The sequence below is a fragment of the Microbacterium sp. LWS13-1.2 genome (assembly GCF_040144835.1).
GTDB lineage: Bacteria > Actinomycetota > Actinomycetes > Actinomycetales > Microbacteriaceae > Microbacterium.
In genome coordinates this window covers 2930474-2947236 of record NZ_CP151632.1, presented here as the reverse complement: position 1 = coordinate 2947236, position 16763 = coordinate 2930474, and the positions used below count along the sequence as shown (strand labels likewise).

Here is a 16763-nt window from a genome sequence, read left to right as displayed (position 1 = left end):
TCGCTCAACGACCGGAATCTGAGGACAACGGCACCCGCGCTCAGGGATGACGGGCGCGGCGCGGCGAGCGGTACGCCGTGCGCGGACCGCTGACGTCGGCTCCGGGCCCGTCCGCCGGGGGCACCGCCCCGTCCACTTGGGGCACCGACCCATCCACCTGGGGCACCGACCCGTCCGCCGGGGGCACCGACCCGTCCGCCTGGGACTCCTCCGCGCCGTCCGCCTCGGGCGCGGACTCTCCCGCCCCGTCCGCCTCGGGCTCCGACGCTCCCGACGGGGGCTCGGGCACCGAAGCTTCCCCGCCGTCGGACTCGCGCTCCGGCGCGACGTCGTCCTCCGCGCTCTCGCCCGGGCTGGCGTCCTCGTCCACGACGGCGTTCTCGACACCCTCGCCCGGGCCGGACTCGTCATCGGCAGCGGCGTCGCTCCCGGCGCTCACCGCGGCGAAGCGGTCGGTTGCGGCGCGGAGCGCGGCGGCGATGCCCGGCTCGGACGCCGCATGCGCGGCATCCGGAATCATCGTGAAGTCGGCCTCGGGCCACGCACGGTGCAGATCCCACGCGGTCATCGCGGGCGTGCACACGTCGTAGCGGCCCTGCACGATGGCGGCCGGGATGTGCCGGATGCGGTCGACGCCGGCGATCAGCTGATCCGGCGCGAACCAGCCGCCGTGCAGGAAGTAGTGGTTCTCGATGCGGGCGAAGGCCACGGCGGCGCGCGGCTCGGACATCGCGTCGACCAGTTCCGGATCGGGCAGCAGTGTGAGGTTCGCCGCCTCCCATCGCGACCAGGCGACGGCCGCCGGCACGTGCACGGCGGGGTCTGGGTCGGCGAGGCGCCGGTGATACGCCTGCATGAGCTGCGAGCGCTCGAGGATCGGGATGGGAGCGATGAAGTCCTCCCAGAGGTCGGGGACGACGGATGCCGCACCGCCCTCGTAGAACCACTCCAGCTCGTGGCGGCGCAGCGTGAAGACGCCGCGCAGCACGATCTCGGTCACCGCCTGCGGGTGCGCCTCGGCGTAGGCGAGCGCCAGGGCGCTCCCCCACGATCCGCCGAACACCTGCCATCGCTCGATGCCGAGGTTCTTGCGCAGCAGCTCGATGTCGGCGACGAGGTGCCACGTGGTGTTGTGGCGGAGGTCGGCGTCCGGGTCGCCCGCGTGCGGGGTGGAGCGCCCGCAGCCGCGCTGGTCCAGCAGGATGATGCGGTAGCGCTCGGGGTCGAAGAATCGCCGGTGCCAGGGCGACGTGCCCGCGCCCGGACCGCCGTGCAGGAACACCACCGGCTTGCCCTCGGGGTTGCCGCTCTGCTCGTAGGCGATGCGATTGCCCTCGCCGGCGATGAGCATGCCGGTGTCGTAGGGCTCGAGGGGCGGATAGAGGATGTCGTCGAGGTGTTCGTTCACAGGCTGCCCCCCGGCACGCTGAAGGTGTCGCAGGCGGACACGCCGCCCTGGTAACCGGCCTCGAACCAGCGCTGACGCTGCTCGCTGGAGCCGTGCGTCCAGGATTCGGGGTTCACGACGCCCCCGGATTCCTGCTGGATGTGGTCGTCGCCGACGGTGCCGGCCGCGTTGAGGGCATCGGTGATCTGCTGCGGGGTCGGCTCCTGCAGATACGGCACGCCGTTGTCGTCGACCTGCTCGGTCATGCCGCCGACCCAGGCGCCGGCGAAGCAGTCCGCCTGCAGCTCTCTGCGCACGCCGTTGGTGTCCGGCCCCGTGCCGTTGTCGGGGTACTGCTCCATGATCCCGACGAGATGCTGCACGTGATGCCCGTACTCGTGGGCGAGCACGTAGAGCTGGGCCAGATCCCCGGCCGACGCGTCGAACTGCTGGCGCAGGAGGCCGAAGAACGTCGGGTCGATGTAGACGGTCTCCTCGGGCGGGCAGTAGAACGGGCCGGTCTGGTTGGATGCCGTGCCGCACTGCGTCGGGGTCTGCACGTCGACGATCACGAGCTGGGGAGCACGGTACCCCTGCATCTGCGTCGTCCAGTACTCGTCGAGCACCACGCTGCCGGCGGCGAGACGGCACGCGTCGTTGCGATTCGCGTCGGCACCGGTCTCGCACTGCTCGATCTCGGACTCGCCGGCGGTGCCGGCCTGCGGGGTCCCGGGAAGGATGCTCGACAGATCCTGTCCGGTGAACAGCTGGAACAGCAGCACGGCGATCGCGCCGATGCCGGCGATACCACCGCCCGCCACGGCCGCGCCCGCTCCTCGACGCCGCGCCGTGTTCCCCCCGACGTTGGCGTTCTCATTGAACGTCATGCCTGTCACGGTACCCCGATCGCCTGATCGCACACAGGAACGCCACAGAATCGCGCGGAATGCGTACAATGCCGCGGGCATAGGCTCGTGGGATGGTGAGCGAACCCACGACCGTGACCATCACCGGCGGCGGCGGGCAGATCGGCTACGCGCTGATGTTCCGCATCGCGGCGGGCGACATGCTCGGGGCCGATCGTCCGGTTCGCCTGCGGCTGCTCGAGATCCCACAGGGCATGAGGGCCGCCGAGGGCGCGGCGCTGGAACTGCAGGACGGCGCATTCCCGCTGCTGGTCGACGTCGACGTGACCGACGATCCGCTGACCGCCTTCAACGGCACCCGCATCGCGCTGCTCGTCGGCGCGCGGCCCCGCACCGCCGGGATGGAGCGCGGCGACCTTCTGGCGGCGAACGCCGGCATCTTCGGCCCCCAGGGCCAGGCGATCGGCGCCGTGGCCGACGAGGACGTGCGCGTGGTCGTGGTGGGCAACCCCGCGAACACCAACGCGCTCATCGCCGCGGCATCCGCTGCTCCCGACGTGCCGGCCGACCGGTTCAGCGCCCTCACACGCCTCGACCACAACCGCGCCGTCGGCCAGCTCGCCGAGGCGCTCCAGGTGACGGCGGACGAGATCGCCGACGTCGTCGTGTGGGGCAACCACTCCGCGACGCAGTTCCCGGACGTCTCGCACGCGATCCTCGCAGACGGGATGCCGGTGTCCGATGCGCTGGCCGAGCGCCTGAGCGGACACGAGCAGGCGACGGCGTGGCTCGACGACGTCTTCATCCCGCGGGTCGCCAAGCGCGGCGCCGAGATCATCGCGGTGCGTGGCTCGTCCTCGGTGGCTTCGGCGGCGAACGCGGCGATCGACCACGTCCGCGATGAGCAGCTGGGGTCGGGGCGGGGGCTGACGTCGGCCGCGGTGCTCTCGCGCGGCGAGTACGGCGTGCCCGAGGGCCTCGTGTGCTCGTTCCCCGTGACCTCGCGCGGCGGCCGATCCGGCTACCGCATCGTCGAGGGGCTCGACCTCGACGATCGCGCTCGCGGCCGCATCGACGCCTCCGTGGCCGAGCTGGTCGCCGAGCGCGACGCCGTGCGCGACCTCGGGGTGCTCTGACCCTGGGCGCGCTTCGTCTCTGCGTTTCGACTCGCAAGCTCGCTCAACGACCGGCCAGAGGCACGGCAATAGGCTCTGAGTCGTGGAAGTGCTGATCGTCGTCATCGTCGCGATCGTCGTCATCGCGCTGGCGACGGCGGTCGCGCCGAAGCTCGGCATCGCGGGACCGCTGATCCTGCTGCTCATCGGCGGCGCGGTCAGCCTGCTGCCGTTCGTCGAGATCCCCGAGATCAACCCGGACTGGATCCTGGTCGGCGTGCTGCCGCCGCTGCTCTACTCGGCCGCGGTCGCGCTGCCGGCGATCGAGTTCCGCCGCGACTTCGGGCCGATCGCGGGGCTGTCGTTCCTCCTCGTCATCCTGAGCTCCATCGTGCTGGGCGTCTTCTTCATCGCCGTGATCCCCGGCATCCATCCCGCCATCGCCGTGGCGCTCGGCGCGATCCTGAGTCCCACGGATGCCGTGGCCACCTCCATCGTGAAGCGACTGGGCGTCTCCCGGCGGGTGGTGACGATGCTCGAGGGCGAGAGCCTGCTCAACGACGCCACGGCGCTCGTGCTGCTGCGCACGATGATCGCCTCGGTCGCGGTCGCCACGACGGTGGCCGGTGACACCAGCGTCGGCGTGGGGTTCCTCCCGGCCTTCGCGTGGGGCGTGCTCGTCGCCGTCGTGGTCGGTGCGGTCATCGGCTTCCTCAACCTGCGCCTGCGGGCGCTCATCAAGAACTCCGCCGCCAACACCGCGGTCGGCTTCGTGGTGCCTTTCATCGCCTACATCCCCACCGAGGAGCTCGGCGGCTCAGGACTCGTGGCCGCCGTCGTCGCCGGCATCGTCACCGGGCAGGGCGCGGCGCGGTGGTTCACCCCCGAGCAGCGCCGCTCGGACGAGCACAACTGGCGGACCATCGAGCTCGTGCTCGAGGGCGCCGTCTTCCTGGTGATGGGGCTCGAGCTGCGCGACATCGTCACGCAGAACGTGCAGGACCACAACGGCCTCGGCACGGGTCTCGGCATCGCGGCAGGCGCGCTCGCCATCATCATCGCGGTGAGAGCGGGCTACGTGTCGCTCCTCGTATGGCTGCAGAGCCGGCGCGCCCGAGGTCGCCAACGAAGCCGGCTCGAGGCGATGTCCGCCCGCATCGACGAGATCGCCGGCGGTGGCGCAGTGCGCTCCGGCGCCGACACCGAACGGGGAACGGATGCCGCCGCCTCGCGAGACACCGCGGCGCGGCCGACGGCATCCCGTCGTCGCCGTCGCAACCGGCGCGACGAGGCGAGTGTGGACAGCCCCCGCGCCCAGCGCCGCATCTCATCGATGCGCGAGCGGGTGTCGCGCGCGCTGAGCGACCTCGACTACTACCAGGCGTCGCCGCTCGGCTGGAAGCACGGCGCCATCATCGTGTGGGCCGGCATGCGCGGCGTCGTGACGCTGGCGGCCGCGCAGACGCTGCCGCGCGACGACACCTCCGATCGCGCGCTGCTGGTGTTCATCGCCTTCGCCGTCGCGGTGGGCAGCCTCATGCTCCAGGGCTTCACGCTTCCGTGGCTCGTCGGCGTGCTGCGGCTCGAGCGGTCGGGCGACGACAGTCTCGACAAGGCGGAGCAGTCCGCCCTCGACGACGAGCTGCGCGATGCGGCCGTGGCCGCGCTGTCGAACCCCGCCCTTCGCCGCCGCGACGGGACCGAGTTCACCGACGACCTCGTCGAGATCGTCGGCAGCCGTATGGTCGATCCGCCCGACGAGACCGACACCCTTCCCACGCGCGACTTGCTGGAGCTCCGACTCGCGATGATCGAGGCGATGCGCACGCGGCTCAACCAGCTCTCGTCCGGCGGCGGCTACAGCACGCCGGCCCTGCGCCACGCACTCGCCGAGCTCGACGCCGACCAGCTGAGCCTCGAGCTGCGGCTCGACGACGAGGACTGAGCGGCTGATCGTCCGGGCGAGGCGCGGCGTTGGCCTCGCCTGGTGAGACAATGGGCATCGAGCGAGGGGGCCTCACATGAGCGAGACGACGAAGACGCCGGACGCCGCGCATACGCACGCGGCTCCCGTCAGCGGGTCGGCCGGGGCCGACACCGCGCCCCTGCATCTGCCTCACCCGGCTGCGGAGTGCCCGAAGTGCTTCACCGAGCTGCAGCAGAACCGCGACTGGTGGCAGGCCCGGCCCGCGGGCTCACGCCTGGTCGGACTCGTGATCGCCCGCGACGACATGCCCTCGGTCGTCGAGCAGCGCAATGACCTGACGCGCTTCGGGGTGCCGATCGAAGGGTTCCGGCATCCGGCTCCCGAGACGCTCGAGTCGTGGGAGGAGCGGCTTGTGCGCCTCTACGGGACGCTGCGACGCGGCGATGTGCTCGTCGTCGCGAACGTGCACGCCCTCGGCCGCGACATCGACGAAGAGGCCCGCACCGTCGCCGAGCTGCACCGGCGGGGCGTCGTCGTGAAGGTCGTCAGCCACGGCGGCCGCCACCTCTACGACGCCGGACGCTGATCTCGCCGGCCGGCGGTCACCGGGGCCGGCCCGCTCACCCGGCGCTCAGGCGTCGTCGTCGGCGCGGGAGTCGCGTTCCCCGCTGAGGGCGTTCGCGCGCTCCTCGTCGAGGAGCGGCAGATCGTCGCGCGTGACCAGGCGCGCCGCGAGCGCGTGCTCGACGAGCCGGACGCGACGGTTGGTGGCGTAGGAGCGGACGCCGCCGCGCATGCCCGGAACCCCGATGCGGTCGAGCTTGTCGCACACGTTGTCGAGCTTGCGGTTGAAGCGGGTGAGCGTCCAGCCCAGCCGCTCGGCGGCCTGCGCCGAGGTCGGCAGCTCGCTCATGCCGGTTCCCTCGCGACGCAGCACCGGCTCGGCGAGCGCGAGGATCATGACGCGCTGGCTGTGGGTGAGCGGAACGTCGCCGATCGTGCTCAGCCCGTCGTCATCGGGCGGCGGCGGCGTGTCGCGGAACGTCGGCTCGGCGGCATGGATCGTGAGCTCGTACGTCGTCGGTCCCGCGCTGAAGATGACGGATGTCGCGGCGAAGACCAGCGGCAGGCGGGCGCCCGGTGCCAGCCAGGCCTGGACGCGGCCACCGGTGTCGGTGACGGTCGCCGACAGGCGCGAGCCGACATTGGAGAGCAGCCAGAGACCCTCGACGTTCTGGATCGTGAGGAAGTTCCGGTGCAGGAACAGGTTGTCGTCGATGGCGAGGTCGCCTTCGCGGCCCACCGTGAACACGGTGTCGGGTGCGACCGAGAACTCCTCGCCGGCGAACTCCACCTTCAGCGTGTCGGCTACGGCAGCGGTCATGGCGTGCACCCCCGGCTCGGTGTCTGCTGGGCTCGGCCGTTGTCACGCACGAGGGTGACGTCGATGCACGTCGGCCCCGACGCCACCGCGGGCACGACGACCTCGGCGGTGCCGACGGACTGGGACTCGGTGGTGGGGTCACTCGCCGAGACCGGCTCGACGATGTAGCTGTCGCCGTCCTGCGGGTCGGGATTCTTCCAGGTGAAGCGCACCCCACCGTCGACGACGGCCCCGGCCACGTCCTCCACCGGGGGCACGACCATCGAGATCGGATCCTGCGGCTTCGGCGTGGCGGAGGGTGTCGGCGGATCCTGGGACGTGCCCGACAGCAGACCGGGAAGCGACACTCCGATGATCACCGCGACGATCACGAGGGCACCCGCGCCGAGCCCGATCCACAGTCCGGTGCGCCGGCGCGGCGCGATCTGGTCGGCGTCGGATGCGACGACCGCATCGGTGCCGGGGGCGAACATCCCCGGGACGCTCGCCTCAGCGGCGTGCTTGTCGAGGGTGCTTCGCGACACGGTCGTGGCGCCGGTCGTGGCGAATCCGCTGGTCACCGGGGCGCGGAGAACCGTCTCGTCGAGCGACACCGGCAGGTCGGGCTGCCCGCGGAGCTGCGTCTGGTCGTACGCCGACGTCGGAGTCATCGACCGCGCGACCGTCTCGTCGACGGGCGCCGGCTCGAACCGCGACGCCGCCGGGGCGGTGACAGCCGACGGACGCGTCATGCCGGCCGCCGGTGTGGTCTCGGGGTTGATGCTGACGACGCCGCGCACGCGCGTGAGCCCGTCGTCCTCGTCCTCCTCGATGTCGTCAGGAAGCTGGTCGTCGAGGATGTCGATCGGCGTCACCGAGTGCGACAGCTCGATCTGCACGGTCTGCAGCGCACGCGCGAACGCCAGTGCGCTCTCGTAGCGATCGGCGGGTGACTTCGCCATCGCCCGCTCGAGCGCCCGCTGCAGCGACACCGGCACGTCGGCACGGCCGAGAGGCGGCAGCGCGAGCGTCTCGATGCGGTGGATGAGCTCGGCGGCCGTGTTGCGCTGACCGGGCAGCTCGAACGGCGACCGGCCGGCGAGGAGCGTGTAGACGGTCGCCCCGAGCGCCCACACATCGGAGCGCGGGTCGCTGCGCGGCACGTCGGCGAACGACTCCGGCGGCGACCAGGGAATCGACAGACCCGCCGACTCGGCGGCGGCATTCGTCGTCGACGCGATTCCGAAGTCGGTGAGCGCCGGACGGTTGTACTCGGTGACGAGGATGTTGGCGGGCTTGATGTCGCGGTGGAGCACTCCGGCGCGGTGGGCGGTCTCCACGGCTGCGGCGACCTGCACGCCGACGCGGAGCGACTCGGCGATCGAGAACGGCTCGCGCCGGTAGCGCACCTGCAGGTTCGGACGCGGGCAGTACTCCATCACGAGGTACGGGCGGCCGTCCTGCGCGACGCCGGCCTGGTAGATGGTGACGATCGCCGGGTGCGTCGAGAGCATGGCCATGACGTTGGCCTCGGCGGTGAACTCCTCGACCGAGCCGCTCGACATGCGCTCCGTGAGCAGCACCTTGACGGCCACGCGTCGCTTGGGAAGCTGCTGCTCGTACAGGTACACGTCGGCGAAGCCGCCGGACCCGAGCAGGTCGACATAGGTGAAGCCCGGCAGATCGGGCGGTGCCATCGGCGCGCGCTTGGGACTCACGACATCCCTTCGATCGCGACCGTGATGCCGTCGCCGAGATCCAGCACATCGCCCGGGACGACCACCGTGCCCTCACCGGGGTGCAGCCGCACGGGGTCCGTTCCCGGACGCAGCAGCGTGGTGCCGTTGGTGGTGCGCAGATCCGTGGCGACGATGCTCTCGCCTTCGGCCCGCAGCTCGACGTGGCTGCGCGAGATGTCCTGCTGCGGGCTGTCGACCGCGACCAGGTGCGGCAGGTCGGTGCCGCTCACGCGCGTGGAGCGCGGCCGGCGCCCGATCACGACAGTGCGGTCGAGCGGGATCACCTGCCCCGTCGACATCCGCACACGCCCGGGTGCGGGCGCGCGCGGCGGGGCGAGCGGGTCGAGAGGAGTGTCCGCAGCGGAGGGCGTCGCGTTCGAGCCTTCGACACCGGATGCCGCCGCACGCAGCGCGCGCGCCTGGGCGAGCGAGATCGTCGCGCCGTCATGATCGCCGGCGACGGCCGAGCCGGGCGCCTGAGCCGGTGCCGGCGCCTCCTGCGGCTCGACGTCGTCGGCGGAGCGGATCACGGTGGCGCCGATCAGCTCGTCGAAGCCGGCAGCGCCGACGGCGGCATCCTCGTCCTCGTCGTCGTCCTCGTCCATCAACCACGCATCGAGCCCGCTCCGCGCCGGCGCGACGTCCTCCGGCGAGAGCGCGGAATCGGACGGCAGGAGCGTCTCGGCATCGGCGAGCGACGGCACGGAGTCGATGAGCCCTCCGGCCGGCACGGCGATCACGGGCGCCGGGGACGCCGCGGAGCGCGGGGTCGCGGGAGCCGCCGAGGTCGGCTCCCCGCCGGGCCCTTCAGCGGAGGTCTCGGGGGCGGCCACAGCGGCATCCGCGAGGGCAGCAGCCGGAGGCTCCGGTGGCGGTGCGCCCGCAGGGGCGGAGGCGGGCTCCGGGCGCTTCGCCAGCGCCGGTGCCGCCGACGGGCGTGGGGGCGCGGCATCCCACACGATTCCCCCGGCCAGCACGATGCCGTCGGCGATCTCCCACTCGGCGGGCGACGAGGCGTCCGGTTCGGACGTCGTCAGCGCCACGCGCACGACCGCGGGGATCACCCGCTCGGTCCACGTCGTCACGCCCGTGCCCGTGACCCGCTCGGGCGTCGCCGCGTCGACCTCGAAGGCGAAGTCGCCGCGCACGGCGACGCGGATGCCGTCACCTTCGGGAAGCGCCACCGCGAAGGCCGGGATCGCCGTCAGGGACGCGCCGTAGGCGCCCGTGAGCGCCTCGATCACGCCGCCCAGACCGCGCCCCTCGGCGACGAGGGTGCGTATGCGCCCGAGGAGCGCTGCCGAGGTTCCCGGTTCGAGCACCGCGAAGCCGCGCGGCGTCACCGCGATCGGCGTGGTTCCCGGGGCGTACAGCGTCGGCATCAGAATCCTCCTGTGGCGACCACGCGCGGCAGCGTGTCGCCGTCGATGTCGGCGGCCGGATCCGCGGGGGCGCTCACCGGCACCGTATCGCGTTCCCACGTCCGGTTCGCCCGCGTGCGCACCGCGAGCGCATCGACGACCAGCGCCGTGATGTTGTCGCGGCCGCCGCGCACCATCGCCTCGTGCACCAGCCGCGTCGCCGCGGCCTGCGGATCGGTCTCGGTGAGCAGGATGGCATGCAGCGCGTCGCGATCCAGCTCTCCGGAGAGACCGTCCGAGCAGACAAGGATGCGGTCGCCCTCCTCTGCCGGGAGCAGCCAGTAGTCGGGTTCGGAGTCGCTTCCGGCACCGATGGCGCGGGTGATGACATTGCGTCGCGAGTCCCGCTCGGCCGCATCGGCGGCGAGCTGCCCGCTGTCGACGAGCTCCTGCACGACGGAGTGGTCGACGCTCACCTGCTCGAACCGCCCCTCGCTGAGGCGGTAGGTGCGCGAGTCGCCGAGGTTGATGGCCAGCCAGTAGCCCTCGCCGTCCACATCGGCGATCACGACACCGGCCAGAGTGGTGCCGGCTCCCGCCCCCGCGCCGGGCGGCAGCATCGCGACACGGCGGCGCGACGCCGTCACGGCGGTCTGCACCTCGTCGATGGTGAGGCTCTCACGTCCGGCGAGCGTCGCGAACTCTTCGATGACCGCCGCACTGGCGATCTCGCCCGCGTTGTGACCGCCCATGCCGTCGGCCACGAGGAACAGCGGTGAGGCGGCGATGTAGGAGTCCTCATTGATACGGCGCCGCAGGCCCGCATCGGTCGCCGCTCCGCACGCGACCGCGATCGGCGCCGTCGGGCCGATCATCACGCGGTGCTCACGGCGACGCGCCGGTCGCCGAACTCGAAGGCGTCTCCCGCGCGCACGTTGGTGCGCACGCCGGGCATCAGCGGGATCCGCGCGCCATCGCGCACGAGCGTGGTGCCGTTGGTCGAGTGGTGGTCGACGATCCAGGCGCCGGTGGAGTCGCCGCCGATCTCGAAATGCGTCTTCGAGAGCGAGAGCGTCTCGTCCCGCACGGGGATGGAGACGGCGCCGTGCTCGTTCGCCGGGTTGCGCCCGTAGAGCGTGCGCCCATACACGGCCATCCGCGTCCCGTCGTCCCAGGTGAGGACGGCGAGAATGGGAGCCTCGTCGTACAGCGCAGCGCGCTGCGCGGGTGGTGGCACGACCAGTCGCGTCTCGTCCAGGTCGTCCGTCGACGACGCGAAGGCGACGGATGCCGGGGCCACGACGGCCGCCAGGGGCCGTGCAGGTGCCGCGGGTGGAGCGACGACCGACGCGACGGCGGCGAACGGCCGGGCGGGCGCCGCGACCGGAGCCGGAGCCGGAGCCGGAGCCGGAGCAGCCGGCGTGCCCGCGCCGAACAGGGCGGGGAGAGGCTCGGTGGTCGTCGCCGCCGGGAACGGCATCGTCATGCTCGGGAAGTGATCGGTCTGCACCGCACGCGTGACCGGCGCGTCGCCGGTCACCCACGGCACGCCGTCGATCACCCCGGGACGGATGGGTGCGATGGGGCGTGTGGCCGGAGCCGGACCCGCCACCGCCGGTGGCGCTTCGGCGGGCGCCGGCGCCGATGCGGCCGCGACCGGGAGGTCGGCCATCGGCGCCGCGTACAGCGGCTGCGGGGCCGGCGGACGCACCGCCGCCAGGTACGGATTCTCGGCCAACGGTGCCGTCGCGACGACGCGAGGCGTCGCGTGACCGTCCCGGAGATCGAGGACCATCGATCGCGATGCCATGTCGTGCCACCCCTGGCGACGACCGCTGGAGTCGAACAGCGGCGAGAAGTAGCCGACGACGATCGACCCCGCGAGCCCGAACACGATGTTGCGCCAGAGCGCGCGGCAGAATCCGATGTGATCGCGCGAGTCGACGTCCTGCAGCTGGAGCCCGAGCGCGCGCTGTCCGATCGAACCGCGCCCGCCCTGCATGGCCGAGTACACCAGCCACCAGGCGAGCAGCGCACCGCCGACCACCAGGGAGGAGATGACGACGGCCACCTCGAGGCTCCCCGCGTCCCCGGTTGCGCCGACGCCGAACACGACGGGCACCGCGACCCCGACCAGCACGGCCGCGATGCCGTAGGCGACGCCGAGGTCGATCGCGAACGCCCCCACTCGGCGTCCGATAGTCGCCGCGGGGGCGGCGACGTGCGGGCTGGCGGTCATTCGGTCTCCTGCGGGGGATGGACGGGTTCTGCGGCGCGGCTCCCGCGCGTGCGCCGAGGCGCGAGCTTCGACGGCGCGGCGTCGGACGCGTCCGGCTCGGCGGCCGCGCCCTTCGTCGCAGGCTTCGCGGCGCGGGGCGGGGGCGTGTGACGTGCCGGCAGGGCGAAGCGGGTGCCTTCGAGCAGCGAGCGGATGCTGAGCCGCGCGCGCAGCCGCTGCCACAGCGACCGCTCCTTGCCCATCCCGCCGACGATCTCGTCGACCTGCGTCCAGAAGGCGTCGATGTCATCGGGCGTCGGCTCGGTCGGACCGAACACCTCGAGATCCGCACGGGACGCCAGCGTCGCGACGCGCGGCTCGGCGAGCGCTGCGGTGAGCACGCCCGCCTCCTCCTGGCGCGTCGCGCCGGGAGGGACCGGAGCCCCGTAGTCGGTGGCACGGTCGACCAGCTCATCCCAGCCGCCGCTGATGCGGTCGGACGCGCGCTCCGCGTCGCGACGCTGACGGCGGCGGGTGGCCTTGAGCGCCCCGATCACGATGAAGGGCGCGAGCAGGACCGCGAGGAGTCCCAGCACGCCGACGCCGATCGACACGATGGTCCACAGCAGGCCCAGGTCGAGGCCGTCCTCGTCCTCCGAGCCGCGGTCGTCCGCGACGGTCGGCGGCAGGTCGACGGGCTCGGCCGGCGGGGGCGGCGGCTGCAGCACCTGCGGCTTGGGGTCTGCCTTCGGCTTCGTCGTCTGGTCGCTCGGGACCTGGTCCTCGGGGGGCGTCGGATCGAACGGCACCCAGCCGGCGTCGTCGAAAGCGACTTCGACCCACGCGTGCAGGTTGTCGCCCGTCGCGGTGAAGACCGGCGCGTCCGCGGCATCCTCGTCGGGGTAGAACCCCATGACGACGCGGGCGGGGATGCCCACCTGCGACGCGAGCAGCGCCATCGCCGTGGCGTACTGCTCGTCGTCGCCCACCATCTGCTGCGAGCCGAGCAGCGTCGCGATCCGCTCGGCGCCGTGGCCGGCACGCGAGAGCGGCTGACCGGCGAGGCCGTGGCTGAAATAGCCGCCCTCCGAGAGCATCAGCTGCAGCGCGCGCACCTGCTCGACGGGGGTCGTCGCCTCGGCGACGGTCTTCGATGCGATCTCGGCGAGGCTCTCGGGCACGCCCTCCTGCTTCGGCATCTTCAGCGGCGCGAACGCCTGGTCGGCGAGCTGCTCGTCGCTCGGGACCTCGGGGATCACCGCGTCGATCGTGTAGGCGTCGCCCTTCTCGAGGCCGGCCGTCACCACGCCGGTCTCCGTCGCCTCGTTGTAGTGCGCGGTGCGTCGCAGGTCGTCCGCCCGGTCGCCGTCGAACGTGACGCTGCGGGCGGCGCCGGCATCCGGCATCCACACGCTCTCGAGGGCGCCGATCTCGACGTGCACCTGCGCCTCGGTGCCCTCGGCGCCGGCGGACATGTTGGTGCGGGCGGGCGAGAACGCGCTGGACGAGCCGCTGCCCTCGTCTGAGACGTTGTAGACGGTGCCGTTGTACGCGTCCATGGTTGCCAGGCGCACACGGGCGCCCTCGGGCAGTCCGCTGACCGTGAAGAGCGCGTCCTCCGGGTGGTCGCGCACGTAGGCGCGGAACGACTGCAGGGGGCTCGCGAACTCGCGGATGTCGAACGGCGGGATCACGACGTCACGCAGGACGTAGCGGGGGGATGTCGGTGCCGCGAACCCGCTCGTGGCGATGCCGATGACCGCGGCGATGGCGATGACCGCCGCACCCGACAGCACCCTGCGGATGCCCGCGCCCGAGCTGGCCGCGCCTTCGCCGACCGAGATCGCCGCCGCCTGCGGCTGCCAGGCCTGGCGCAGGGCCAGCCAGATCACGGCAACGAGCCCGAACACGACGCCCTGGACGACCGGCACGAACGGCTCGGAGGTGCCCAGCGCGATCTCGATCACGAGGAACGCGGCCGCGGGGATGAGCGACCACGCGGCGTTGCGCAGCCGCAGCGCGAGGGACGTCGTCAGCACGGCCGCGACCAGCGCGAGGATGAACGGCACGATCAGGTGGCCGTCGTCGGTCGCCACCGGAGCGATCGTGGTGAGCAGCTGCTTCCACGACATGAAGGTGCCGAGAGCGAGGAGGCGCAGCGTCTCGAGCGTCGGCACGACGCCGGCGACCGTGGCGTTCGGCAGCGCGAGAGCGCCGCCGAAGAGGAAGTAGGCGACGACCGTGGCACCCGTCAGAAGGAGGATGCCCCAGCGGAACAGCGTGCCCAGGACGCCCAGCGCCATGCCGAGCACGAGCCCGCCGAGGGCCGCGACCAGATAGCGTGCGCCGTCGAACGTCGGCCAGAACCCCACGACGGGGATGAGGAGCAGCAGCGACACGGCGCCGAGGTCGAGGATCCACCGGCGGAGCGCGAGGGACTCCCCCGCAGCACGCGGCGCGGGGACGCGCGGTGCGGCGGAACGCGTCGTCGGGGCGGATCCCGCGCGCGACAGAGGCGTGACGGGGGCGGTCATGCGAGGACCTTCCGCAGCGCGTTGGGCAGCTGCTCGAGCGCGCCGAGGGTCACGACATCCGCCTCACCGATGCGGCGCAGCGACGGGGCGGCCTCGCCGGGAGCAGCGACCACCGCGAGGACGCGCGCGCCGAACGGAAGGCGGCTGCAGGCGCTGCGCAGGTCGTTCGCGTCGACCCTGCTGCCGCACACGAGCACCACGACGCTCGCGAGCGGCAGGGTGGCCGCCACGACGCCGGCGAGGTCGACGACCGTGCCCGCGCGCGGCTTGGACTGACCCAGCGCCGAGAGGGAGTCGAGGAACTGCTTACCCGTGCCGGACGGCAGTGCGCGCTCCTGCACCCGCACCTCGACGCGGTGCGAGTCGCGGAGTGCCCGCAGCCCCAGCGAGCCGGCGGCGGAGATCGCGAGCTCGAACTCCGCGTCGTCCCGATAGTCGGCGGGGCTCGTCGAGAGGCCGATCACGAAGTGCGAGCGGCGCGTCTCCTCGTACTGACGCACCATCATGTGGCCGGTGCGCGCGGTCGACTTCCAGTGCACGTGGCGCAGGTCGTCGCCCGGCTGATACTCGCGCAGGGCGTGGAACGACACGTCGTCGGGTGAGAGATCGGTGGCGGGAAGGCCCTCGAGGTCGCGCAGGAACCCGAGGGACTGGCCGTCGAACAGCACGGTGCGCGGGTGGACGAACAGGTCGACCGGCTCGTCACGACGGTGCACGCGCTCGAACAGGCCGAGGGGATCGCCGCGCACGACGCTCACCGGCCCGACCTTGACGACGGCGCGGCGCGACGTGGGGATCGCGAAGAGCTCCTCCGCGGACTCGCCGGCCGCCAGCCGCTGCACGTCGAAGACGCCGCGCCCGCTGCCGACCGGCAGCAGCACGCGGGATGGCAGGATGGCGCGCGAGCCGGTGTTCGAGAGCGTCAGCGCGCCGATGGCGCGCTCGCCCACGACGACGCGCGTGCGGTTGAGGTCGAGGGAGACGTCGTAGGCGGTGCGTCCGATGAGGAACAGCAGGCACAGCAGCAGCACGACGGCGATGGAGACGGCCGCGACGGTCAGCTCCCACCAGCCGAGCGACCGCCCGGCGATCCACAGCGCGACGGCGCCGGCGAGAAGCACCCAGGCGGCGGGGCGCACGACCGCGAACACGCGTGCGAGTACGCCGCCGGCGCGGCGCAGCGCGTCCAGCGCCAGCTGCCCGTACCAGGCGCGACGGTCCTCCGTGGCCGCCGCCTGCCCGAGTGCCTCCGTCGTCATCAGGCCGCGGACCTCGCCTGCGGTGCGGCGATCGACTCGAGCACGCGCGCGACGACGGTCTCGGCCGACGTGCCCGCGAACTCCGCCTCGGGGTCGAGCACGATGCGGTGGGTCCACACCGGCGCGACGAGCGCCTTGATGTCGTCGGGCAGCACGAAGTGGCGCCCCTGTGCGGCGGCGTACACCTTGGCGATGCGGATCATCGCGAGCGATCCGCGCACCGAGACGCCGACGCGCGTGGCCTCGTCGTCACGCGTCGCCTCGGCCAGCTGCGCCGTGTAGCGCAGCACGGCGGGGTCGACGTGCACGGTGCCGGCGAGGTCGGCCATGTCGGCGACGGCGCCCGTCGTGATGATGGCGGGCAGGTGCGCCGACGGGTTGCGGTCGGCGGCTCCGGCGAGGATGCGCTCGGCCACCGCGAGGTCGGGATAGCCGATCGAGGTTTTGACCAGGAACCGGTCGAGCTGGGCCTCGGGCAGCTTGTACGTGCCCGCCTGCTCGATCGGGTTCTGGGTGGCGATCACGAGGAACGGACGGCCGACATCGTGCGTGACGCCGTCGACCGTGATCCTCGACTCCTCCATGACCTCCAGCAGCGCCGACTGCGTCTTCGGCGAGGCGCGGTTGATCTCGTCGGCGAGCACGATCGAGGCGAACACGGGGCCGCGGTGGAACTCGAAGCGGTGCGAGGCCTGGTCGTAGATCGTCACGCCGGTGACGTCGGACGGCAGCAGGTCGGGCGTGAACTGGATGCGGCTGCTGGTGCCCTGCACCGTCGCCGCGAGCGCCTTGGCCAGGCTCGTCTTGCCCGTGCCCGGAGCATCCTCCAGCAGCACGTGGCCCTCCGCGAGCATCGCCGACAGCACGAGCGCGACGACCTCGCGCTTGCCCATGAGGGCCTGGTCGACGTTGTCGACCAGTCGTGCGAAGGTGCCCTGGAACCAGGCCGCCTGTTCGGGGGTCATCGTCATCGTGATTCGTTCCTTTTCATGAG

At 72.5% G+C, this 16763-nt stretch carries 12 protein-coding genes and 1 pseudogene; 3 read left to right on the top strand and 10 right to left on the bottom strand.

Annotated elements, in window-relative coordinates; all coding sequences use genetic code 11:
* Positions 1-442 precede the first annotated feature (442 nt).
* A pseudogene (pip, locus tag MRBLWS13_RS13740) lies at positions 443-1351 on the bottom strand (prolyl aminopeptidase); the annotation flags it as partial.
* Positions 1352-1404: 53 nt separating this feature from the next.
* Positions 1405-2274, bottom strand: coding sequence for a neutral zinc metallopeptidase (locus MRBLWS13_RS13735; RefSeq protein ID WP_349425898.1), 870 nt, complete (start codon positions 2272-2274; stop codon positions 1405-1407).
* 92 nt (positions 2275-2366) lie between these two features.
* On the opposite strand from MRBLWS13_RS13735, the gene MRBLWS13_RS13730 reads away from it, so the two are divergent.
* From MRBLWS13_RS13730 to MRBLWS13_RS13720, 3 genes are all read left to right on the top strand, one after another.
* A complete protein-coding gene (locus MRBLWS13_RS13730; protein ID WP_349425897.1) occupies positions 2367-3389 on the top strand; it encodes a malate dehydrogenase in 1023 nt (340 codons plus the stop codon).
* 82 nt (positions 3390-3471) lie between these two features.
* Entirely contained in the window at positions 3472-5313 is a 1842-nt protein-coding gene (locus MRBLWS13_RS13725) for a sodium:proton antiporter (RefSeq protein ID WP_349425896.1), read from the top strand.
* A 76-nt stretch (positions 5314-5389) separates the two neighbouring features.
* The gene (locus MRBLWS13_RS13720; protein WP_349425895.1) at positions 5390-5881 is read left to right on the top strand and encodes a recombinase family protein; all 492 of its coding nucleotides are present in this window, start codon (positions 5390-5392) and stop codon (positions 5879-5881) included.
* A gap of 45 nt (positions 5882-5926) precedes the next feature.
* Here MRBLWS13_RS13720 and MRBLWS13_RS13715 read toward each other — a convergent pair whose 3' ends face one another.
* The 8 genes from MRBLWS13_RS13715 to MRBLWS13_RS13680 are packed head-to-tail and all read right to left on the bottom strand — an operon-like array spanning position 5927 to position 16740.
* Positions 5927-6679: a hypothetical protein gene (locus MRBLWS13_RS13715; protein ID WP_349425894.1), complete on the bottom strand. Its 753-nt coding sequence runs from the start codon at positions 6677-6679 to the stop codon at positions 5927-5929.
* Complete coding sequence (locus MRBLWS13_RS13710) at positions 6676-8376, bottom strand: serine/threonine-protein kinase (protein ID WP_349425893.1); 1701 nt, start codon at positions 8374-8376, stop codon at positions 6676-6678. Before MRBLWS13_RS13710 ends, MRBLWS13_RS13715 begins: the two co-directional genes overlap by 4 nt.
* Positions 8373-9779 (bottom strand): FHA domain-containing protein, encoded by a 1407-nt coding sequence (locus tag MRBLWS13_RS13705; RefSeq protein ID WP_349425892.1) that lies wholly within the window; start codon positions 9777-9779, stop codon positions 8373-8375. The genes MRBLWS13_RS13710 and MRBLWS13_RS13705 overlap by 4 nt, the downstream gene beginning before the upstream one ends.
* On the bottom strand, positions 9779-10633 hold the full coding sequence (locus MRBLWS13_RS13700) for a protein phosphatase 2C domain-containing protein (RefSeq protein ID WP_349425891.1): 855 nt from the start codon (positions 10631-10633) through the stop codon (positions 9779-9781). Before MRBLWS13_RS13700 ends, MRBLWS13_RS13705 begins: the two co-directional genes overlap by 1 nt.
* Positions 10633-11997 (bottom strand): RDD family protein, encoded by a 1365-nt coding sequence (locus tag MRBLWS13_RS13695; RefSeq protein ID WP_349425890.1) that lies wholly within the window; start codon positions 11995-11997, stop codon positions 10633-10635. The genes MRBLWS13_RS13700 and MRBLWS13_RS13695 overlap by 1 nt, the downstream gene beginning before the upstream one ends.
* On the bottom strand, positions 11994-14510 hold the full coding sequence (locus MRBLWS13_RS13690) for a transglutaminase domain-containing protein (protein ID WP_349425889.1): 2517 nt from the start codon (positions 14508-14510) through the stop codon (positions 11994-11996). Before MRBLWS13_RS13690 ends, MRBLWS13_RS13695 begins: the two co-directional genes overlap by 4 nt.
* Positions 14507-15769, bottom strand: coding sequence for a DUF58 domain-containing protein (locus MRBLWS13_RS13685; RefSeq protein WP_349425888.1), 1263 nt, complete (start codon positions 15767-15769; stop codon positions 14507-14509). The genes MRBLWS13_RS13690 and MRBLWS13_RS13685 overlap by 4 nt, the downstream gene beginning before the upstream one ends.
* Positions 15769-16740: a MoxR family ATPase gene (locus MRBLWS13_RS13680; protein ID WP_349425887.1), complete on the bottom strand. Its 972-nt coding sequence runs from the start codon at positions 16738-16740 to the stop codon at positions 15769-15771. Before MRBLWS13_RS13680 ends, MRBLWS13_RS13685 begins: the two co-directional genes overlap by 1 nt.
* Between the last annotated feature and the right edge of the window lie 23 nt (positions 16741-16763).